Below are 20,083 nucleotides of genomic sequence, written 5' to 3'. Positions count from 1 at the left end.
CCTGCCCGTCGGCATCGTGCCGCCGCCAAGGAGAAGCATCATGACCCTCTCGACCTTTCGCCTGCTGAGCGTGCTCGGCGCCTTCGTCGCCACCGCGGCGCTCACCCTCGCTTCGTCGGCGCCGCTGCCGGCCAAGGTCCAGACTGCCGCGCTCGCGGTTCCGAGCATCGCCGCGTGACCGTGCAGGCGCGCCGGCCGGTGTCCGCACCCGGACAGCGACTGTCCGGATGCGGACACTTTTGCCGACATATGACCGATATCGCCTTGTGATCGGCGCTGGCACAAGGATTGCTTGAATGACCGCCATGAGCGTCGTGCGGATGAAGAACGAGAAGAGCGAAGCGCCGGTCTCGGGCAGCGGCATGGACCGCGTCGTCGAGCGCAAGGGGCTGTCGCCGCGCATCAAGATCGCCGCCGGCGTGGCGGCGCTGGCGAGCGCGATCCTGCTGTTCTGGTGGTTCGCCCCGACGTCGAGCAGCCAGACGCTCGCCGCCGACCGCGTGACGATCTCGCCGGTGACGCGCGGGACCTTCGAGGATTTCATTCCGCTGCGCGCGCGGGTCACGCCGCTGCTCACCGTCTATCTCGACGCCGTCGAGGGCGGGCGCGTCGAGAAGCTGCTGGTCGAGGACGGCGCCACCGTCGCCAAGGGTCAGATGATCGCGGTGCTCTCCAACGCCGAGCTCCAGCTCTCCACCCTCGCCCGCCAGACCGAGGTCGAGCAGCAGATCAACAACATGCGCAGCCAGGAGCTGGCGCTCGCGCAGACCCGCCTTGCCAACGAGCGCGCGGTGCTCGAGGCCGAGCTCGACGCCGCCAAGGCCAAGCGCCAGTACGAGCGCGAGGCGCCGCTCGCCGCACGCGGCTTCGTGCCGGGCAAGCAGTTCGCCGACACCCGCGACACCTATGAATACCAGCGCCGCCGCGTCGCGGTGCTCAAGCGCAGCCAGGCCACGGACGAGCGGCTGCAAGTCGGCCAGCTCAGCCAGCAGCAGGCGGCCGCGCAGTCGATGCAGTCGGGCCTCGCGCTTGCCCGCACCAATCTCGATTCGCTGAACCTGCGCGCACCGGTCGCAGGGCAGCTCTCCGGCTTCTCGATCCAGGTCGGCCAGTCGATGCAGCGCGGCGAGCGGATCGGCCAGATCGATAGCCCGGGACGCAACAAGCTGATGGCCGGCGTCGAGGAATTCTACCTCGGCCGCGTCCAGCTCGGTCAGCGCGCCACGATCGAGTCGGGCGGGCGCCAGTATCAGGCGCGCGTCGCCAAAATCTATCCGCAGGTCCAGAACGGGCAGTTCCAGATCGACCTGCAGTTCATCGGCGCCGAGCCCGCCAACATCCAGCGCGGCCAGACGCTGCAGGCGCGCCTCACCCTCGGCGATCCCGCGCCGGCGGTGCTGGTGCCCAACGGCAGCTTCTACAACGACACCGGCGGCAACTGGGTATTCGTGGTCGCCCCCGACGGCCGCTCGGCGATCAAGCGCCAGGTCCGCCTCGGCCGCCGCAACGCCGAGACGATCGAGGTGCTCGATGGGCTCCAGCCGGGCGAGCGCATCCTCACCTCCCCCTATACCGGCCTCACCGACAAGGACCGGCTGGACCTCAGCCAATGACGAAAGGACAAGCAATGCTCAGCATGCGTGCGCTCTCGCGGGTCTACCGCACCGACACCGTCGAGACGACCGCGCTCGACGGCATCGACCTCGACATCGCCGAGGGCGAGTTCGTCGCGGTGATGGGCCCGTCGGGCTGCGGCAAGTCGACCTTGCTCAACCTGATGGGGCTGCTCGACAGCCCGTCCAGCGGATCCTACGTCTTCGCCGGCCAGGAGGTCGCGGGACTGAGCGAGGCCCGGCTCGCCGAGGTGCGCAAGCAGAACATCGGCTTCATCTTCCAGAGCTTCAACCTGGTCGACGAGCTGTCGGTGCGCGAGAACGTCGAGCTCGCGCTGCTCTACCACGACGTCCCCGCCGCCGAGCGCAAGCGCCGCGTCGAGCAGGTGATGGACCGCGTCGGCATCGCCCACCGCGCGCGCCACCGCCCGAGCCAGCTGTCGGGCGGCCAGCAACAGCGCGTCGCCGTCGCCCGCGCGCTGGTCGCCGAGCCCAAGCTCATCCTGGCGGACGAGCCGACCGGCAACCTCGACACGCATCATGGCGAGGAGGTGATGCGGATGCTCCAGGGCCTCAACGCCGAGGGCTCGACGATCGTGATGGTGACGCACTCGCCGGCGCACGCCGACTACGCCAGCCGCGTCATCAACATGCTCGACGGCCGCATCCTGCAGGAACAGCGCCGCGCCGCCTGACCGGAAGGAGACAGGGGAGAGGACCGATGTGGCGCAACTATCTGACCGTGGCGTTTCGCACGCTGGCGCGCAGCCCGGCCTATGCAGCGGTCAACATCGGCGGCCTCGCGCTCGGGCTGGCCGGGTCGCTGCTGATCCTCGCCTATGTCAATTACGAGCGGAGCTACGACAGTTGGCTGCGCGACGTGGACCGAGTCTACCAGGTCCAGACGACGGTCCGTCCGCCCAACATGGCGGAGGTCCATTCGCAAACCTCTCCCTTTCCGCTGTACGAGGGGCTCGCCGGCTTCTCGCAGGTCGAGGCGGTGACCTCGCTCGCCGCGGGCAAGACCGTCACCGAGCACGACGGCCAGCCGATGTTCATCGACGCGACCACCGTCGATCCCGAGTTCTTCAAGGTCTTCGCGCTGCCCTTCGCCCAAGGCTCGGCCGCCACCGCGTTTCCCGACGTCAACTCGATCGTGCTGACCGAGAGCGAGGCGATCCGTCAGTTCGGCACCGCCAACGCGCTGGGCAAGCTGCTCAGCCTCGGCGCCGGGGGCGGCAAGCGCGATCATCGGGTCACCGGCGTGCTGCGCGACCTGCCGAAGAACACCAGCCTGCGCCTGGGCATCATCTTCCGCCGCGACATCAACCAGATGCCGCCCGAGAGCCGCAGCTGGGGCAACAATGACCAGCAGCATTACGTCAAGCTGCGCGCCGGCGCTGATGCCGCCGCGGTGAACGCCGCGCTTCCCGCCTGGAAGAAACGCGCGTGGCCGCCCGGAATGTTCGAGGGCAAGCCGATATCGATCGCCGATGCGTTCGACTTCCATCTGGTGCCGCTCGGCGACGTCCATCTCGGCCGGGCGCAGGGGAAGGCGCTCACGCCGGCCGGCGATCCGCGCGCGCTCGCCACCTTCGCGATCGTCGCGCTGCTGACGCTGGGCATGGCGGTGATGAACTTCGTCAACCTCACCACCGCACGCGCGACGCAGCGGGCGCGCGAGGTGGCGCTGCGCAAGGTGCTCGGCGCGACCCGCGGCCAGCTGATCGTCCAGTTCCTCGGCGAGAGCCTGCTGATCGCCGCCGCGGCGATGCTGATCGCGCTCACCATCGCCGAGCTGGCGACGCCGTGGATCGGCCATCTGATGGGCGCCGAGATGCGCGTCACCTATCTCGGCGAGCGCGGGATGCTGCTGCCCGCGCTCGGGCTGTTCGCCGTCACCGGGCTGGCGGGCGGCCTCTATCCGGCATTGTACCTCAGCCGGTTCCGGCCGGCGCAGGTGCTGCGGACCGGCCGGGCCGCGGCGGAGACGCCGGGGAGCGGCCGGCTGCGCGCGGTGCTCGTCGTCGTCCAGTTCGCGGTCGCGATCGGGCTGATCGCGAGCACCGCGGTGATCTGGTCGCAGACGCGCTTCATCGAGCGCGTCGATCCCGGCTACCGCCGCGACGGGCTGATCCAGATCACCAACGCCTGGCGCTTCACCCAGGGCGCCGAATATGAGGCGGCGCGTCCCCTGATGCTCGCGGTTCCCGGCGTCACCGGCGTCGGCCGCGCCGGCCTGGAGCTGGGCGCCCCCGAAACCCCGGTCCGGCTGATGCGCGGCGGCGCCGGTGCACCATGGGTCACGATGGGATTCTACAGCGTCGACGCGGACTTCCTCAGCACGATGGGCATCGGGCGGCTCGCCGGCCGCCTGCTCGGCGACCGCTTCGCCGCCGACCGGATCGCCGGCGCGACCCCCGCCGATCTCGTCGCGCGCGGCGTCAACGTGGTGATCAACCGCTCCGCCGCGGCCAAGCTCGGCTATCGCACGCCCGAGGCGGCCGTCGGGCAGCGCTTCGAGATCGCGTTCACTGCCTTCCCGATGGTCCCTTCGACGATCGTCGGCGTGGTCGAGGACACAAGGTTCCGTACCGCGCGCGATGCGGTCGATCCGATCGTCTATGTCTATGATCCCGAGCACACCAGCCAGGTGCTGGTCCGCTATGCCGGCGCCCGGCCGGGTGAGGTGATGGCGGGCCTCAACAAGGTCTGGCGCAGGTTCGAGCCCGAGATCCCGTTCGAGGCGCGCTTCGCCGATGACATCGTCCGCGAGCTCTACGCGGCCGAGCGCGCGCGCGGCGCACTGTTCGCCGCCTTCTCCGCGCTGGCGGTGGTGATCGCCTGCCTCGGCCTCTACAGCCTCGCCGCCTTCGCGACCGAGCGGCGCACCAAGGAGATCGGCATCCGCAAGGTGGTCGGCGCCACGGTGCGCGACATCGTCCGGCTGCTCGTCTGGCAATTCTCCAAGCCCGTCGTGCTCGCCAACCTGATCGCCTGGCCCGCCGCCTGGTGGGCGATGCGCGACTGGCTCAACGGCTTCGACGCGCGCATTGCGCTGGGGCCGGGGCCGTTCGCGATCGCCGGCCTGCTGGCGCTCGCCATCGCGGTCGCGACCGTCGCCGGCCATGCGCTGCGCGTCGCGCGCATGAACCCCATCCACGCCCTCCGCTACGAGTAGGACCCATCCCATGTGGCGCAATTACGTGATCGTCGGCCTCAGGTCGCTCGCCAAGAACAAGACCTACGCCTTCATCAACATCTTCGGGCTGTCGCTCGGCATCGCGGCGTGCCTCTTGATCCTGAACTTCGTGCGCTACGAGTTCAGCTACAACGCCTGGATGAAGGACGCCGACCGTTCCTTCCAGCTCCAGGACTTCTACAAGGCGACCGAGACCGGCGGCGAGGAGATGAAGCTGCAGGTGACGAGCATCGCCGCCGGCCGCGCGCTCAAGAAGGATTTCCCGCAGTTCGAGCAGGTGGTCTACGTCACGACGCCGCCGGTCACGGTGATCCAGGACGGCCAGGCGACCCGGCCCGAGAACGCGCTGCTGGTCGACGGGCCGATCTTCGACATCCTGCAGATACCCTTCGTCCGCGGCGATCCGGCGCATGTGCTGGACGATCCGCACGCCGTCGTGCTGAGCGAGACCGAGGCGGCCAAGCGCTTCGGCACGGCCAATCCGGTCGGCCAGACGCTGACGCTGAACAGCGGCGACATGGAGGCGGATTATCGCGTGACGGGCGTGTTCAAGGACCTGCCCAAGAACACGACCGTGCCGATGGACCTGGTGGCGCGCTTCGATCCCGACACCTATTTCGCGCGGTCGCCGGGGACCGTCACCGGCTGGGGCAACCAGAACGGCTTCATCTACGCCAAGCTGCGCCCCGGCGTGGACCCCAAGGCGATCGAGGCGCAGTTCCCCGCCTGGGAGAAGCGCAACATCCCCGACGACATCACCGACGGCAAGCGCACCAACCAGGGCGATGTCCAGGATTGGCACCTCACCCCGCTTCGCGACATCCACCTCGGCGAGGCGCAGGTCGGGGCGCAGCGATCCACCGGCGACAAGGCGACGATGATCAGCTTCATCGTCATCGCGCTGCTGATCCTGGGCATCGCCTGCGTTAACTTCACCAACCTCGCCACCGCGCGCGCCAGCCAGCGCGCCCGCGAGGTGGCGCTGCGCAAGGTGCTGGGCGCGACCCGACGCCAGCTCGTCACGCAGTTCGTGGGGGAATCGGTGCTGGTGGCGGCGATCGCGATGCTGATCGCGCTCGCGCTGGTCGAGCTCGCGACGCCGGCGCTCAACGGTTTCCTCGATACCGACATGAGCGTGCATTATTTCGGCGGCGACGGCATGCTGCTGCCGATCCTCGGCCTCATCGTCGTGGTCGGGCTCGCCGGCGGGCTCTATCCCGCCTTCTACCTGTCGCGCTTCCAGCCCGCGCGCGTGCTCAAGGCCAACAAGTCGGCGGCGGATGCCGAGGGAAGCGGGCGGCTGCGCTCGATCCTGGTGATCGGGCAGTTCGCAGTGTCGATCGGACTGATCGTGTGCACCTCCGTCATCTATGCGCAGACGATGTACGCGCGCTCGGCCGATCAGGGCTACAAGCGCGAGGGGCTGCTCCAGGTGCGGCGCCTCAGCACGCCCAAGATCGAACGCATCCAGAAGACACTGGTCCAGGAGGTCCGCGGCATTCCCGGCGTGACCGCCGTCGGCCGCTCGACGATCGGAGTCGCTACCGGCAACAATTCGATGACCAGCGCGAAGCGTCCGGGTGCCACCACCGAGAGCGACATCGGCTTCTACGGCATGGATCCCGGCGTGATCGACGCGCTCGGCATGAAGCTGATCGCCGGGCGCAACTTCTCCGAAGCCAATCCGATGGATGACGCGACCACGCCGTCGCCGCCCGACGATGCGGCCGAGCGCGCCCTGGTGGCGCGCGGCGTCAACGTGCTGCTGTCCGAATCGGCAGCGAAGCGCCTCGGTTTCGCCAGTGCCCAGGCGGCGATCGGCCAGCCGCTCCAGACCGGCCTCACCGACACCGCGAAATACGGCTGGCTGCCGGCGACGGTGGTCGGCGTCGTCAGCGACGTGCGCTACCGTACGGTGCGCGAGCCGCTGCAGCCGATCCTCTATTATTACCAGACGGTCGGCTACAACAACCTGCTCGTGCGCTACCAAGGCGTGGCGCCCGACGTGATCCGCGCGCGTGTCGAGGCGATCTGGAAGCGGCTCGCCCCCGACGTGCCGTTCGAGGCGCGCCATGCGGAGGACATCGTCCATGACCTCTACAACGGCGACGAGCAGCGCGCGCAGCTGTTCGGCATGTTCGCCATCCTCGCGGTGGTGATCGGCTGCCTCGGGCTGTTCGGCCTCGCCGCCTTCACCGCCGAGCGGCGCACCAAGGAGATCGGCATCCGCAAGGTGCTGGGCGCGCGGACGCAGGACATCGTGCGGCTGCTGGTTTGGCAGTTCAGCCGGCCGGTGCTGGTGGCCAACCTGATCGCCTGGCCGATCGCCTGGTGGGCGATGCGCGATTGGCTGAACGGATTCGAGAGCCGCATCAGCCTCAGCCCCCTGCCGTTCCTGCTCGCGGGCGGGCTGGCGCTGGGAATCGCGATCGCGACGATCGCCGCCCACGCCTGGCGGGTGGCGCAGACCAATCCGGTCCATGCGCTGCGATATGAGTGAGAGGAGAAACGCCGTCATCCCGGTGAAAGCCGGGATGACGCTCAGTTCAGCGCGGCCACGAAGTCCCGGGCGCGGCTACCGACCTCATCGGCGGTCAATCCCGGTCGGTACAACGCGGAGCCGAGGCCGAACCCGGCAGTGCCCGCCTCGGTCCAGCGCGCGAGGTCGGCGGAGGTGATCCCGCCCACCGCGAGCACGCGCGTCCCCTTGGGCAGCACCGCCCGTATCGCCTTGACGACGGCGGGCGACGCCCCTTCCGCCGGGAACAGCTTGAGCGCGGTCGCGCCTGCTTCGAGCGCGGCAAAGGCCTCGGTCGGGGTGGCGATGCCGGGGAGCGAGACCAGCCCCGCCGCCGCGCTCGCACCGATCACCGCCGGGTTGGCGTTGGGCGAGATGATCATGGTGCCGCCCGCGCCCTGCACGGCGGCGACGTCCGCGGCGCTGAGCACCGTACCGGCGCCGATCACCGCCCGTCCCTCGAAACGGCGCGCCAGCCGCGCGATGCTGTCGAGCGGATCGGGCGAGTTGAGCGGAACCTCGATCAGCGTGAAGCCGGCCGCGACCAGCGCGTCGCCGACCGCCTCGACCTCGTCCGGGCGGACGCCGCGCAGGATGGCGACGAGCGGACAGCGGGCGAAGGCAGCGTCGAAGGCGGCGATGTGACTCACGGGATCAGGGCTCCGATCTGATGGATGCCGGCGATGAAGGCGGCGTGGCTGTCGACGAGTTCGGCGGCACGGCCATGCGCCTCGATCGCGGCGACATAGAGGCCGCCCAATTTGGGGTCGGCCAACACATAGGCGCGGTCGTGACGCGTCTCGGCGAGCCGTGCGGCGACGTCGCTGCCAATGACGAGACCGCTGGCGAAGGAGGCGGCGTCCTCGTCGTCGCGCAGGCCGAGCAGCTTGGCGGCGCGGATGCCGAACAGCGAGGCGGCAAGGTCGCGCTTCGCCCCCTCGCGCACGCCGGCGAGGAACGCCTCGCCCGGCGTCACGTCGGCGCCGAGCTGCGCCGCGAGCAGGCCGTGGCCGCGCAGCAATGCGAACAGCTCGCCGGTCATCGCCGTGGTGAAGCGCGCGACCTCACCGCCCGCCATCTCCGCCCATTTGCAATGTGTGCCCGGCTGGACGAGCAGCGCGTCGCCCGGCGCCAAGCCGGCCGCGCAGGCGCCGAGGAGCTGGACCTCCTCGCCGCGCATCACGTCGCCCCGCCCGCCGTCGACGAACGACAGGCCGGGAATGATCGCGGTGCGGTCGTCCATCCACAGCAGATTGGCAACCAGCGCGGCGATGCCGGCAGGCGCGGGGACATAGGGAGCTGCCCGCCAACCGATGTTCGACCCGACCATGCCGGCGAGCAGCATCGGCAGGGCACCGAACCGCTCCCGGATCGCGGTCACCTCACCGGCGAAATCGGTCACGGCGACCACGCCGTGATCGTCGCGTTCGGTCTCGGCGACCGCGCCGTCCTCGATCAGATAGACCCGCCGGTTGGTCGTCCCCCAATCGACGGCGAGGAAGCGCGGGCCAAGACTCATCGGATCACCACCAGGTCGCGTAGAGCGCGACCAGGATCAGGACCACGCCGATCGCCCCGATATTGAATCCGGTCGAGGTTGCATAGCGCACGTCGCCGGTCTCGATCGTATCGGTGCCGGGCTTTTGCGGCGTGACCAGCGACAGCACCACCGCGAGCGCGAGCGCGATCAGGAATACGACGCCCATCCGGTCCATGAACGGCAGCGACGCCCATTGATATTTGAACACCGCCGACAGCACCACCGACGCCACCGCCGCGGCGATCGCGCCGACCTCGTTCGCGCGCTTCCAGAACAGGCCGAGCAGGAAGATCACGGTGATGCCCGGCGTGAAGAAGCCGGTGAACTCCTGGATGAACTGGAACGCCTGCTCCGATGCGCCGACCAGCGGGCGCGCGGTGAGGATGGCGATGGCGATCGCCGCGGCTGCGGTGATGCGGCCGACCAGCACCAGGTGCCGCTCCTCGCGCGCCTTGCCCTCAGAATCCTCGGCGGCGGTGCGCACGCCGCGGAACTTGGCATAGACGTCGAGGGTGAAGATCGTCGCGATCGAATTGATCTTGGATGCGGTCGAGGCGATGATCGCCGCGATCAGCGCCGCGAAGACCAGGCCGAGCAGCCCGGTCGGCAGCAGCCGCATCATCGTCGGATAGGCCTCGTCCGGCTTCGACAGATCGGGCGCGAGCAGCACCGCGGCGATACCCGGCAGCACGATGATCAGCGGCATCAGCAGCTTGAGGAAGGCGGCGAACAACACGCCCTTCTGCGCCTCGTTGATGTTCTTGGCCGCGAGCGCGCGCTGGATGATGTACTGGTTGAAGCCCCAGTAGCTGAGGTTGGCGATCCACATGCCGCCGATCAGCACCGACAGGCCCGGCAGGTCCATGTAATGCGGATCGCCGGGCTTCAGGATCATGTGGAAATGATCGGGCGCGGTGGTCACGAGCTTGTGCCAGCCCGCGAACAGGTCGCCGTTGCCGATCTCGCTTAGGGTCAGATAGGCGACGACCAGGCCGCCGAGCACCAGCAGCGTCACCTGGACGATATCGGTCAGCGCCACCGCCTTGAGCCCGCCGCGCAGCTGATAGAGCAGCGCGAAGGCGCCGAGCACGACCAGCGCGACGTTCTGGTCGATGCCGGCGACCTTGGTCACCGCGATCGAGCCGAGCCAGATGATCGAGGTGAGGTTCACGAACACGTAGAGCGCGAGCCAGAACCAGGCCATCAGGCTGCGGATCGTGCGTCCGTACCGCCGCTCCAGGAACTGCGGCATCGTGTAGATCTCGTTCCTGAGGAAGATCGGCAGGAAGAACTTGCCGACGATCAGCAGCGTCGCCGCCGCCATCCACTCATAGGAGGCGATGGCGAGCCCGATCGCATAGCCCGATCCGGACATGCCGACGATCTGCTCGGCGGAGATGTTCGCCGCGATCAGCGAGGCGCCGATCGCCCACCACGGCAGGTTCTTGGACGCGAGGAAATAGTCGGAGGTGTCCTTGGCGTGCCCCGCCTTTTCGCGCGATACCCATTGCGCCAGGCCGAAGATGCCGATCGCATAAGCGATCACGACGATGACATCGATGGTCGACAGCCCCATACATGCTCTCCCCGCCCCGTTCCGGCGGCACTATCCGCCGTTGTTCGCGCCTATCCGGTTCATTTATCTGATTTATGGGACTTGTCCAGCGCCACGCAACGGCTAACCTAGGCGATGAACAGGGCGGCCGATAGGCCTCAGATGAGGACGAAGAGGGGATGGCGACTTCCTACACCGATCCGGAGGCCGCCGACGGGCGGGCGGCGCTCGGGCGCAACCTGACCTACGGCATGCTCGACAGCCTGGGACGGGCCATCGTCACCGGCCACTACGAGGGCAAGACCTTCCCGACCGAGGCCGAGCTCGCCAAGCAACACGGCGTCAGCCGTTCGGTAACGCGTGAGGCGGTGAAGATGCTGACCGCCAAGGGGCTGCTCAGCGCGCGGCCGCGTCAGGGGACGGTGATCCAGCCGGCGAGCTCGTGGAACCTGTTCGACACCGACGTGCTGCGCTGGCTGCTCGAGCGCAAATTCTCGGTCGACCTGCTGCGCCAGTTCAACCAGCTGCGCGCCGGGATCGAGCCGGAGGCGGCCGCGCTGGCGGCGCGTTTCGGCAGCGACGAGGATTTCGCGCGGATCACCGCCGGACTCGCGCGGATGGAAGCGGCGGAGAAGGGACTCGACGACACGCTCGACGCGGACATCGCTTTCCACGTCGCGGTGCTGCGCGCGTCGCAGAACCCCTTCTACACCCAGTTCCGCGACGTGGTGGCGACGGCGCTGCGCACCTCGATCCGCTTCACCAACCGCATCAAGGGCCGCAGCGCGAGCGTGGCCGATCACGCCGCGGTCAAGGACGCGATCCTGGCGCGCGATTCCGAGGGCGCGCGCGCGGCGATGCGGCGGATCATCGGCGACGTGCTCGAGCTGATCGAGACGGCCGAGGGCGACTGAGCTACTTGGCGCCGTCGCCGACGGCGAAGCGATAGGTCATGACGTTGCGGTAGGTTTCGCCGGGCTTGAGCATCGCCGATCCGAACTTCGGCTGGTTGGGCGTGTCGGGGAAGATCTGCGGCTCCATCACGAAGGCGTCGCCCTCGCGGTAGATGCGGCGCGCCTTGCCGGAGCTGGTGCCGTCGAGGAAATTGCCCGAATAGAACTGCAGCCCCGGCTGGTTCGACCACAGCTCGAAGCCACGACCCGAGCTCGGGTCGTGGGCGCGCGCCATCAGGTGGAGGTCGGACGTGACGGTCTTCCCCACCACCCAATTATGGTCATAGCCGCGCCCGAACACGATCTGCTGGTCGCTCGCATCGCGGACACGCTCGCCGATCGCGTGCGGCGTGCGGAAGTCGAACACCGTGCCGGCGACGGAGCGGAACTCGCCGGTCGGGATCGCGCCCGAATCGGTCGGGAGATAGGTGTCGGCCGGAATGGTGACGAGCGTCCCCATCGCGCCGTTCGCCGAGCCCTCGCCCGACAGGTTCCAATAGGCGTGGTTGGTGATGTTGGCGATCGTCGGCTTGTCGGTGGTCGCGCGATACTCGATCGTCAGCGCGTTGCTCTCGTCGAGCGAATAGATCGCGTCGACCGTCATCGTCCCGGGATAGCCCTGGTCGCCGTCGGGGCTCACGTAGCGCAGCGTGACCGATGCGGTGGGACCGGACGTCACCGACGCCACGGTCCACAGCACCTTATCGAAGCCGGTCTTGCCGCCGTGGAGCGAGTTGGCGCCGTCGTTGACCGGCGCCTGGTAGCTCTGTCCACCGATGCTGTAGCGGCCGGCGGCGATGCGGTTGGCGAAACGGCCGACGGTGCCGCCGAAATACTGCGGCTTGGAAAGATAGAGGTCGATCGTCGGATAGCCGAGTGTGATGTCTGCCGGCTTGCCCGCGCGGTCAGGGAGCACCAGCGACTGCAGCGCCGCGCCATAGGCGATGACCGTCGCCGACACGCCCTTGCCGTTGCTGAGCGTGACCGACGGCACCTCGCGCCCGTCGGGAAGCTTGCCGAAGCTGCCGCGCCTCGCGGTCGCGGCCTCGGCCGGCACTGCTAGCACCACGGCAATCGCAGCGGCCGCCATGAGCGTGATCCTGCCTGTCATCCTCTCGTCCCTTTTCCCTGATCCGGTCGCACCGCCCTTGCCGTCCGGCGGCGCCGTTGGTAGCACCATTGGCGGGGATAGAAGCAGATATATCTTATAAAAGGAAGGTGGAGAATGGCGACTGCGGGCGGGGCGATCAGGCTGGGCCTGGTCGGAATTGGCAAGATCGCGCGCGACCAGCATCTTCCCGCGATCGCCGCCGATCCGCGCTTCGCCCTGGTCGCGACCGCCAGCCGCCATGCCCATGTGGAAGGCATCCCGGCGCACCACGACATCGCCGAGCTGATCGCCGCCGGCCATGCGCTCGACGCGGTGTCGTTCTGCACGCCCCCGGCCGGACGCCACGACATCGCCGCCCAGGCGATCGCGGCGGGGCTGCACGTCATGCTGGAGAAGCCGCCGGCAGCCACCGTTTCCGAGATCAACGATCTCGCCCGCCAGGCCAAGGCCAAGGGCGTGACGCTGTTCGCGACCTGGCATTCGCGCGAAGCCGCCGGTGTCGCGCCGGCACGCGCGTGGCTCGCGGACCGGCGTATCGATGCCGTGCGGGTGATCTGGAAGGAGGACATCCGCCGCTGGCATCCCGGTCAGGAATGGATCATGACCGCGGGCGGCTTCGGGGTGTTCGATCCGGGCATCAACGCGCTGTCGATCGTCACCGCGATCCTGCCCGAGCCGGTACTGCTCGATTCGGCGCGGCTCGCGACGCCGGAGGGGCGCGACACCCCGATCGCCGCCAGCCTGGCAATGCGGTCGGGCAAGGCATCGGTAACGGCGGAGTTCGACTTCCTCCAGACCGGCCCACAGACCTGGGACATCGAGGTCGATACCGACGCGGGCACGCTGCGCCTGTCGATGGGCGGCAGCATCCTGGCGCTGCCGGGCGAGGCACCGCGCGAGGCGCCCGACCGCGAATATTCCGGCCTTTATGCGCGCTTCGCCGAGCTGATCGCGAAGGGCGAAAGCGATGTCGATCCGCGCCCGCTCGAGCTGGTCGCCGATGCCTTCCTGTCGGCGGAGCGGGAGACGGTGGCGCCCTTCGCCTTCTAGGCGTCAGCGCTCCTGCGAAGGCAGGAGCCTTGGCCACGAGCGATACGGGTGATCCAGGGCTCCTGCCTTCGCAGGAGCACATCGCCTCAACTTAAAACGGGCAGACTCTGATCAGCGCACGACGTTGGGCGGCAGGCCCGGCGCCGGCGCCTCGAACGCGAACAGCCCGCCCGCGAGCGGCTGCGCCGCCAGCGCGTCGGCGCTGAGGCCGACGCTGGCGGTGGTGACATAGCCGGTGCGAAGGTCCGGGCCGCCAAACGCCACCTTGGTCACTTGCGCGCACGGTAGAGCGACCGTGGCGATCAGCTCGCCCTCCGGCGAATAGCGCCGCACGCCCCAGCCGCCCCACAGCGCCACCCACAGGCAGCCTTCGGCGTCGCAGGTGACGCCGTCGGGATGGCCGTCGTCCGGCGCGATGGTGACGAAGAGCTCGCCATTCTCCAGCCGGTCGGGATCGCCGCCGATATCGTAACGCCAGACCTGCCCGGCGAGCGTATCGACATGGTAGAGCCAGCGCCCGTCGGGACTCACCGCCGGGCCGTTGGTGATGGTGCAGGCGCAACCCATCTCGGTCAGCGTGCCGTCGAACCGGTAGACGCGGCCACTGGGATCGCGCTCGCCGTCGTCCATCGTGCCGAACCACAGCCGCCCCTCGGGATCGACGGTCGCGTCATTGGTGCGGTTGCCGACCGGCATCGGGATCGTGGCCAGCCGCTCGACCACCGCACCGTCCTCGAACCGTACCAGTTCGCGGCCCGTCCCCAGGATCAGACCGCCGGCCGCCGCCGGCACCGCGAAGCTCGGGCGATTGTCGACATGGAAGGTCTCGCGCTCGCCGCTCTCCGGCACGAAGCGATGCAGCCGGTCCTGCTTGATGTCGACGAACCACAGCGCCTCGTCGGCGGGGAGCCAGATCGGCCCCTCCCCGAGCAGCGCCGATACCGACCAGACGAGGTTCGCTTGCATCTCTCCAATTCGCTCCCTAGGCGGCGCGGGCGCCGATTGACCCATATGTTATCGGAAAGCTGTGGCGGAGCGGGAGGGATTCGAACTCAGGCGCTAAGCGATTGTTTTTGCAAAGACCCGAATTCGTCCTCGTCCGCCGGATACCACAAGTACCATGAGGACTTTTTCGCCTGAAACCAACGCCTTGCAGGCTCAGCTCGACTCCCATCATGGTAATCGAACCCACGATACGTTTGCAAGACCTCAGCTTCCCGCCAGTCGCTGGCAGGAGGGGCCGACCAAAGCCCAGATGGCCTCGACGACCTCAGCCAACGACACGCCTTCGAGCTCGATCGAGGCGGCATAGGCGCGCCACTGGCGCTGCTTGGTCTCGTCGTCGGCCAGCTCGGGGGACAGGCCGGGCGGCCGCTCGCGCGGTATGTCGGTCCCGCGCCGCTCGAATGTCGCCCGGATCGCTGCATCCAGTTCGTCCGCCGCGATGGGCATGGCCTGCGGCAGCGCCCAGAGATCGTAGTAGTCCTTCATCCGGCCATTGCCGATGCCGAGCTGGACCATTGCCTGGAATTTCTCGGCAATGACGGTGACCGGCGGATAGGAACGAATCCGCGGCACCTCCATGTCGAGCAGGGTCGGATAGTCCAGTTCACCGGGCGGCGTCGGAAGCGCGTCGCCAAAGCCGATGTCGACCACCATCGGAATCCGGGTGCGCTCAAGATAGGCCGACACGCGCAGGCGGATGCCGCCATATTCGATGTCGTCGCGAATGGTTGCGACGGTCATGTTGTCGATGTCGAAGCGCAGGCCGTCATCGCTTGCGATCGCCATGATCTCGGCGAAGGTCGCGCGGATCGTCGCTTCACTGGCATCGCCGTAGCCGAGGAAATCGGCGTCGCGGGTTTCGCGGTTGCCCCCGGGCAGCCAGATCGTGACCAGCATGCCGCCCTTCAGCACGAAGCGGTCGCGGTGCTTCGAGAGCGAGAGCCGGTAGAGCAGGCGCTCCAATGCGTAGCGGACGAGCACGACGTCGAAGACGCGGCCGTCGCGCCTGGCGAGGTTGAGCAGACGATCCTTGACCGATGCCGCCCGGTTGGCCCGTTCACTAGCCATTGAAAGTGAGCGCCTCGAGATAGGGCCGCATGATGCGCCAGGCGCCGCCGGCCTTTGCCGCCTGTGCGATCGCGGCCGGCGTGGCCTTGCGCTGGTCGAGCGCCGCACGCAGCCCTTCGACCGCCACCGAGCGATCGACCAGCTTGGAATTGCGGAACAGGTCGGCGAGCGTCTTGGGGATCGAGTAGATCGGAACGCTGACGCCCGAGATCATGTGGTGCTCGACTCCCTCGCGGAGGTATTTCTCGCTGAAACGGACAATCCGGGTCGGTGGATAGGAAGAGACGGGCGACCAGTCGCCCGGCCCGATCGCCACCCAGACCTTGCGCGGCATCTGGTCGGTGAGCCCGTGGAAAGCGAGCGCCGAGACCATTGCGATCACTCCCTTGGGGATTCGCTTCGCGGTTTCGGCAAGCGCGTGCGCCGCATCGATCGCTGCGTCCGGACGCTGGTAGAGGCCACGGCCGACGCGCTCGACCTCGCCGTCCTTCACGGCGCGCGCGATCGTCGCAGCGGCGATGCCGGCATTGCGCAGCTCCTGCGCACGCGCGACGGGGTGCTGGACGAGCAGGTCACGCAGCCGGTCGCGCTGGGTCTCTGGCACGGGCGCCATGTGACGAATCCTCAGATTGAATTAAAATCTCTCAGAGGTTTTGTAACACGAGCCAGTGCCAAGCTGAAGCGACAAAGGACTGCGCCGGTATGCGCAATCGGCTCATTCCCCTTCCAGAAGCGTGGCCAGTTCAAGCAACTTGACCCGTATCGTGCCCAGATCCAGTGCGATGCGCAAATCCCCGCGGCCAGCTGCCATGAGAATGGCCCAGAGCACCTGGTCGGAGTGCCGGGCCAGCGACACAAGATGATTGCCTTTCGGCACGTGGGCTGCCGCCAGCCAGTGTTTGACCGTGCGCTCGCTGGCCCCCGTCCACCCCATCGCGGTCTTCGTAGCTCGGTGACTGGCCCCCAGCTCTGCAAAGAGTGCCTGCGATATCATGATCGCCAGATCGGTCTCGCCGCTCCCGGAATGTAATCTGCTGCCCGTTTTCGGAAACATCTTCCATTCCTTTCCCGCTATGTCGTCAAGCGTGCGGGACGAGTCCTGCGCTCACACCATCTCTAGGAATCGTCAGGCGCGGCCGCACGATGAACAGTGAGGTCCGGTGCTTGGAGAGTTGGCTAGATCCGCAGACCCAGCGTTCAGATGAACCGACGGAGATACGGGCCGCCGAGTATGTCCGGATGTCCACCGACCATCAGCGATACTCCACGGAGAATCAGGCGGAGGCCATTCGACACTATGCCGCCAGCCGCGGCTTCTCGATCGTTCGAACCTATGCGGACGAAGGCAAGAGCGGCCTTCGCATCGACGGTCGCGACGCGCTCAAGCGCCTCATCGAGGACGTAAGCGCCGGGGCGGCAGACTTCCAGGCTATCCTCGTCTACGACGTCAGTCGATGGGGCCGGTTTCAGGATGCCGATGAGAGCGCCTATTATGAGTATATATGTCGCCGGGCGGGAATTGCCGTCCACTATTGCGCCGAGCAATTCGAGAATGACGGCAGCCCGATCTCGACGATCGTCAAGGGCGTCAAGCGCGCCATGGCCGGCGAATACAGCCGGGAGTTATCCACCAAGGTCTTTGCCGGCCAATGCCGGCTGATCGAACTCGGTTTCCGGCAGGGTGGTCCGGCAGGGTTTAGATTGCGGCGCGTGCTCGTGGACCAGTCCGGAGCAATCAAGGGCGAACTCGAGCGCGGCGAGCAGAAAAGCATTCAGACGGACCGTGTCGTCCTGGCGCCGGGGCCGGCTGACGAGACCTCGAGGCACCCGCGCATGACGGGTTCCGCGTGCCGCTGCCGAGCGAGGCGGCGCTGCGCGACCTCTATGCCTGGAACGGGCAGCATCCTCGGCCTCGCCGTCGGCCGGGCGGCGTTCAAGCGCATCGGTTCCCCTCCGCCCCGGCCGGGAGAGCCGGACGCGCCCAGCCTGTTCCTGGCGATCGCGCGGGCGACCGGCAGCGGCGAGCATGGGCGGGCGGTGGCGCGGCTCAACGACCGGCTGGCATCCTATCGGCAGGTCGAGGCGCGGGCGCTGGAGGGCATTCCCGAAGAGCATGCGGCGATCGCGGCGCTGCTCGGCGCCGGCGACCGCACGGGCCTCAACCGGGCGCTGGCGCAATATCACCGGCGCAGGATACGCGCCGCGCCGGACATCCTCGCGCTGCTGCTCGAAGGGGCGTGACGCTCCGCCCACGATGCCGGGAACGGGACGCGGCGACGCGGCGCAGTCATCCGGGGCCGGCGACCGCACAGGCTGCAACGATCCGCGGGAGATAGCCGCGGCAGAAGTCGAGATAGGTCCGGACGATCGTCGAGGGGTGGCGATGGGCCGGATAGAGCAGGTGGATCGCCTGTTCGGGCAGCGGGTGCCCGGGAAGGAGCGGCACCAGGCGCTGCTCGCGGATCGCCGGCCCGGCGAGGAACGGCGGGAGCTCGGTGACCACGTCGCCGTCGAGCGCGCGGCGGCGCAGATGATGATAGTCGTTGGTCGAGAGGATGGAGCGTGGCTCGATCCGGTGCCCGCCGAGCTCCCAGCGGGGCGGAACGTCGACGCGCGACGCCCAGGCCGCGCAGGGAAGGCGGTGGAGCGCGTCGGGTTCCGCGGGCATGCCCAGGCGCCCGACCAGCTCCGGGCTGGCGACGAGCACATGCCGGTAGGACAGCATGTGCCGGGCGACCATCGTCTCATGGACGATCGCGCCGACGCGCAGAGCGACGTCGATGCCGTCCTCGGTCAGGTCCACGCGCCGCTCGGTCGAATGAACATGCACCTGGATGTCGGGATAGCGGTGCTGGAAGGCGGCGAGCAGGTCCCACCACGGCTCGAACGACTGGGGGAGCGAGAGCCGCAGACGTCCCTTCAGCTGAGCCTGGTCGCTCACCACCGCCTGCTCGGCCTCGAGCAGCGCTTCGACGCCGCGGCCCGCATGTTCGTAGAGGCGGTTCCCGGCGTCGGTCAGCCTGGTACCGCGCGCGGAGCGCTCCAGCAGCTGCACGTCCAGCTGGCGCTCGAGCGCGCGGATGCGGCGGCTCAGCGTCGGCAAGGGGATGTCGAGGCGGGCGGCCGCGGCCGAAAGGCTTCCCGCCTGCACGACGGCGACGAACATCCGGGCGGCGTTCAGGTCCATGGCCGTTCCTACCATATTCGAGAGGAAGGCTGCCATCCATGCGTCTTCACTTCCATATCTGACGAGATAGATGCGGAGGCGAAGGAAATCGTTCGTGACCGCCGCCCGCCGGACGGCGCGGCGCCCAGCTGCATCGGCAGTCTGGCAGGCAGGCATGGACCCATGCCCGTCCAAACGGAGAGCATCATGCGAAAGACCAGTACCGTCATCCTCGCCGCGGCGTCCGCGGCCGTCGCGGGGCCGGCCGCCTCGGCCCAGCAGGCCGGACCGGCGCGCGAGCCGGTCACCGTCGAGAACTACAGCCGCGCGCAGAGCGACGTCTATTTCGCGCATACGGTGAAGGCCGGCGCCTTCGGCAAGCTCCAGCACGGGCGCGCCCTCGCCGCGCCGGGGCAGCGGGGGATTATCCGCCCCAACCGCGACACGCTCTATTCGTTCGGCGTGTTCGACCTCGACGCCGGGCCGGTGACGATCACGCTGCCGCACGGCGCCAGGCGCTTCATGGGAATGCAGGTCGTCAACCAGGACCAGCTCACGCCGATCGCCCATGACGAGCCCGGCACCTACACCCTGACCAGGGAGACGGCGGGCACCCGCTATGCCACGGTGGTGGTCCGCTTCCTCGTCGATTTCTCCGATCCGGAGGAGGTCCGGCAGGTCCATGCCCTGCAGGACGCGATCAAGGTCAGCCAGCGCAGCCCCGGCACGTTCGCGGTTCCCGACTGGGACGAGGACAGCCTGCAGAAGGTCAGGTCGGCGCTGCTCGTCCTCGGCACCACGCTCACCGACACGCGCGGCGCCTATGGCGCGCATGCCCGCGACGTCGATCCGGTGAAGCACCTGATCGCGAGCGCGCTGCTCTGGGGCGGAAACCGCGACCGGGACGCGCTCTACTATCCGGTCACGCCGGCACGGAACGACGGCGGCACCGTCTACAGGCTGACGGTCGGCGAGGTGCCGGTCGACGGCTTCTGGTCGGTCACCGTCTACAATCGCGACGGCTATTTCGATTCCAATCCCGGCAACGCCTATTCGGTGAACAGCCTCACTGCGAAGAAGGCGGCGGACGGCTCGGTCACCATCCAGTTCGGCGGATGCGATGGCACGACGCCCAACTGCCTGCCGGTCACGGACGGCTGGAACTATACGGTGCGCCTGTTCCGCCCGCGTGCGGAGGTGCTCGAAGGCCGTTGGCGCTTCCCCATCGCGCAGCCGGCGAACTGACCGCGCCCCGCACCGGCCGAGTGTGCATCGACCGGCGGCACATGTTGCCGGGCGGCT

At 68.4% G+C, this 20,083-nt stretch carries 18 protein-coding genes; 9 read left to right on the top strand and 9 right to left on the bottom strand.

Features of this window, described 5'->3' with window-relative positions; genetic code table 11:
• The first annotated feature begins 40 nt into the window (after positions 1 to 40).
• The 5 genes from LZK98_RS03610 (at position 41) to LZK98_RS03590 (ending at position 7,315) form a co-directional block, all read left to right on the top strand.
• The gene (locus LZK98_RS03610) at positions 41 to 178 is read left to right on the top strand and encodes a hypothetical protein (RefSeq protein WP_233785015.1); all 138 of its coding nucleotides are present in this window, start codon (positions 41 to 43) and stop codon (positions 176 to 178) included.
• A 118-nt stretch (positions 179 to 296) separates the two neighbouring features.
• The gene (locus LZK98_RS03605; protein ID WP_233785014.1) at positions 297 to 1,613 is read left to right on the top strand and encodes an efflux RND transporter periplasmic adaptor subunit; all 1,317 of its coding nucleotides are present in this window, start codon (positions 297 to 299) and stop codon (positions 1,611 to 1,613) included.
• A gap of 14 nt (positions 1,614 to 1,627) precedes the next feature.
• The gene (locus LZK98_RS03600) at positions 1,628 to 2,308 is read left to right on the top strand and encodes an ABC transporter ATP-binding protein (RefSeq protein WP_233785010.1); all 681 of its coding nucleotides are present in this window, start codon (positions 1,628 to 1,630) and stop codon (positions 2,306 to 2,308) included.
• Between the two features lie 26 nt (positions 2,309 to 2,334).
• Positions 2,335 to 4,794, top strand: coding sequence for an ABC transporter permease (locus LZK98_RS03595; RefSeq protein ID WP_233785008.1), 2,460 nt, complete (start codon positions 2,335 to 2,337; stop codon positions 4,792 to 4,794).
• A 10-nt stretch (positions 4,795 to 4,804) separates the two neighbouring features.
• On the top strand, positions 4,805 to 7,315 hold the full coding sequence (locus LZK98_RS03590; protein ID WP_233785005.1) for an ABC transporter permease: 2,511 nt from the start codon (positions 4,805 to 4,807) through the stop codon (positions 7,313 to 7,315).
• A 41-nt stretch (positions 7,316 to 7,356) separates the two neighbouring features.
• Here the strand turns inward: LZK98_RS03590 and LZK98_RS03585 are convergent, their stop codons facing one another.
• From LZK98_RS03585 to LZK98_RS03575, 3 genes are read right to left on the bottom strand one after another with little or no spacing between them, the layout of a single operon-like run.
• Positions 7,357 to 7,983, bottom strand: coding sequence for a 2-dehydro-3-deoxy-6-phosphogalactonate aldolase (locus LZK98_RS03585; RefSeq protein ID WP_233785004.1), 627 nt, complete (start codon positions 7,981 to 7,983; stop codon positions 7,357 to 7,359).
• Complete coding sequence (locus tag LZK98_RS03580; protein ID WP_233785003.1) at positions 7,980 to 8,852, bottom strand: 2-dehydro-3-deoxygalactonokinase; 873 nt, start codon at positions 8,850 to 8,852, stop codon at positions 7,980 to 7,982. The genes LZK98_RS03585 and LZK98_RS03580 overlap by 4 nt, the downstream gene beginning before the upstream one ends.
• Before the next feature lie 4 nt (positions 8,853 to 8,856).
• Positions 8,857 to 10,449, bottom strand: a complete 1,593-nt coding sequence (locus LZK98_RS03575) for a sodium/sugar symporter (protein ID WP_233785001.1) — start codon at positions 10,447 to 10,449, stop codon at positions 8,857 to 8,859.
• A gap of 158 nt (positions 10,450 to 10,607) precedes the next feature.
• Between LZK98_RS03575 and LZK98_RS03570 the strand changes: the two genes are divergently transcribed.
• Positions 10,608 to 11,342, top strand: a complete 735-nt coding sequence (locus tag LZK98_RS03570; RefSeq protein ID WP_233785000.1) for a FadR/GntR family transcriptional regulator — start codon at positions 10,608 to 10,610, stop codon at positions 11,340 to 11,342.
• 1 nt (position 11,343) lies between these two features.
• Here the strand turns inward: LZK98_RS03570 and LZK98_RS03565 are convergent, their stop codons facing one another.
• Positions 11,344 to 12,492 (bottom strand): aldose epimerase family protein, encoded by a 1,149-nt coding sequence (locus tag LZK98_RS03565; protein ID WP_233784998.1) that lies wholly within the window; start codon positions 12,490 to 12,492, stop codon positions 11,344 to 11,346.
• 114 nt (positions 12,493 to 12,606) lie between these two features.
• On the opposite strand from LZK98_RS03565, the gene LZK98_RS03560 reads away from it, so the two are divergent.
• Positions 12,607 to 13,542, top strand: coding sequence for a Gfo/Idh/MocA family protein (locus LZK98_RS03560; protein ID WP_233784997.1), 936 nt, complete (start codon positions 12,607 to 12,609; stop codon positions 13,540 to 13,542).
• Between the two features lie 111 nt (positions 13,543 to 13,653).
• On the opposite strand, the gene LZK98_RS03555 is transcribed toward LZK98_RS03560, so the two are convergent.
• From LZK98_RS03555 to LZK98_RS03540, 4 genes are all read right to left on the bottom strand, one after another.
• Positions 13,654 to 14,508 (bottom strand): SMP-30/gluconolactonase/LRE family protein, encoded by an 855-nt coding sequence (locus LZK98_RS03555; protein ID WP_233784996.1) that lies wholly within the window; start codon positions 14,506 to 14,508, stop codon positions 13,654 to 13,656.
• A gap of 243 nt (positions 14,509 to 14,751) precedes the next feature.
• Entirely contained in the window at positions 14,752 to 15,615 is an 864-nt protein-coding gene (locus LZK98_RS03550) for a nucleotidyl transferase AbiEii/AbiGii toxin family protein (RefSeq protein WP_233784994.1), read from the bottom strand.
• Complete coding sequence (locus tag LZK98_RS03545) at positions 15,608 to 16,228, bottom strand: type IV toxin-antitoxin system AbiEi family antitoxin domain-containing protein (protein WP_233784992.1); 621 nt, start codon at positions 16,226 to 16,228, stop codon at positions 15,608 to 15,610. Before LZK98_RS03545 ends, LZK98_RS03550 begins: the two co-directional genes overlap by 8 nt.
• 102 nt (positions 16,229 to 16,330) lie before the next feature.
• The gene (locus LZK98_RS03540) at positions 16,331 to 16,669 is read right to left on the bottom strand and encodes a hypothetical protein (protein ID WP_233784991.1); all 339 of its coding nucleotides are present in this window, start codon (positions 16,667 to 16,669) and stop codon (positions 16,331 to 16,333) included.
• A gap of 89 nt (positions 16,670 to 16,758) precedes the next feature.
• Here LZK98_RS03540 and LZK98_RS20595 point away from each other — a divergent pair, with 89 nt between their 5' ends.
• Positions 16,759 to 17,856 (top strand): recombinase family protein, encoded by a 1,098-nt coding sequence (locus LZK98_RS20595; RefSeq protein WP_319937532.1) that lies wholly within the window; start codon positions 16,759 to 16,761, stop codon positions 17,854 to 17,856.
• A gap of 46 nt (positions 17,857 to 17,902) precedes the next feature.
• Here LZK98_RS20595 and LZK98_RS03530 read toward each other — a convergent pair whose 3' ends face one another.
• Positions 17,903 to 18,802 (bottom strand): LysR family transcriptional regulator, encoded by a 900-nt coding sequence (locus tag LZK98_RS03530; RefSeq protein WP_233784990.1) that lies wholly within the window; start codon positions 18,800 to 18,802, stop codon positions 17,903 to 17,905.
• A gap of 186 nt (positions 18,803 to 18,988) precedes the next feature.
• Between LZK98_RS03530 and LZK98_RS03525 the strand changes: the two genes are divergently transcribed.
• Entirely contained in the window at positions 18,989 to 20,026 is a 1,038-nt protein-coding gene (locus tag LZK98_RS03525; RefSeq protein ID WP_233784988.1) for a DUF1254 domain-containing protein, read from the top strand.
• The last annotated feature ends 57 nt before the right edge of the window (positions 20,027 to 20,083 follow it).

Source organism: Sphingomonas cannabina, from assembly GCF_021391395.1.
Classification (GTDB): Bacteria; Pseudomonadota; Alphaproteobacteria; order Sphingomonadales; family Sphingomonadaceae; genus Sphingomonas; species Sphingomonas cannabina.
This window is presented reverse-complemented; position numbering and strand designations above follow the sequence as displayed.

Bases quoted from the DNA above. Each gene is read 5' to 3' on its own strand.
- LZK98_RS03560 (WP_233784997.1), top strand. From the start codon at position 12,607: ATGGCGACTGCGGGCGGGGCGATCAGGCTGGGCCTGGTCGGAATTGGC.
- LZK98_RS03570 (WP_233785000.1), top strand. From the start codon at position 10,608: ATGGCGACTTCCTACACCGATCCGGAGGCCGCCGACGGGCGGGCGGCG.
- LZK98_RS03555 (WP_233784996.1), bottom strand. From the start codon at position 14,508: ATGCAAGCGAACCTCGTCTGGTCGGTATCGGCGCTGCTCGGGGAGGGG.
- LZK98_RS03590 (WP_233785005.1), top strand. From the start codon at position 4,805: ATGTGGCGCAATTACGTGATCGTCGGCCTCAGGTCGCTCGCCAAGAAC.
- LZK98_RS03565 (WP_233784998.1), bottom strand. From the start codon at position 12,492: ATGACAGGCAGGATCACGCTCATGGCGGCCGCTGCGATTGCCGTGGTG.
- LZK98_RS03595 (WP_233785008.1), top strand. From the start codon at position 2,335: ATGTGGCGCAACTATCTGACCGTGGCGTTTCGCACGCTGGCGCGCAGC.
- LZK98_RS03580 (WP_233785003.1), bottom strand. From the start codon at position 8,852: ATGAGTCTTGGCCCGCGCTTCCTCGCCGTCGATTGGGGGACGACCAAC.
- LZK98_RS03540 (WP_233784991.1), bottom strand. From the start codon at position 16,669: ATGTTTCCGAAAACGGGCAGCAGATTACATTCCGGGAGCGGCGAGACC.
- LZK98_RS03610 (WP_233785015.1), top strand. From the start codon at position 41: ATGACCCTCTCGACCTTTCGCCTGCTGAGCGTGCTCGGCGCCTTCGTC.
- LZK98_RS03525 (WP_233784988.1), top strand. From the start codon at position 18,989: ATGCGAAAGACCAGTACCGTCATCCTCGCCGCGGCGTCCGCGGCCGTC.
- LZK98_RS20595 (WP_319937532.1), top strand. From the start codon at position 16,759: ATGAACAGTGAGGTCCGGTGCTTGGAGAGTTGGCTAGATCCGCAGACC.
- LZK98_RS03530 (WP_233784990.1), bottom strand. From the start codon at position 18,802: ATGGACCTGAACGCCGCCCGGATGTTCGTCGCCGTCGTGCAGGCGGGA.
- LZK98_RS03545 (WP_233784992.1), bottom strand. From the start codon at position 16,228: ATGGCGCCCGTGCCAGAGACCCAGCGCGACCGGCTGCGTGACCTGCTC.
- LZK98_RS03575 (WP_233785001.1), bottom strand. From the start codon at position 10,449: ATGGGGCTGTCGACCATCGATGTCATCGTCGTGATCGCTTATGCGATC.
- LZK98_RS03605 (WP_233785014.1), top strand. From the start codon at position 297: ATGACCGCCATGAGCGTCGTGCGGATGAAGAACGAGAAGAGCGAAGCG.
- LZK98_RS03600 (WP_233785010.1), top strand. From the start codon at position 1,628: ATGCTCAGCATGCGTGCGCTCTCGCGGGTCTACCGCACCGACACCGTC.
- LZK98_RS03550 (WP_233784994.1), bottom strand. From the start codon at position 15,615: ATGGCTAGTGAACGGGCCAACCGGGCGGCATCGGTCAAGGATCGTCTG.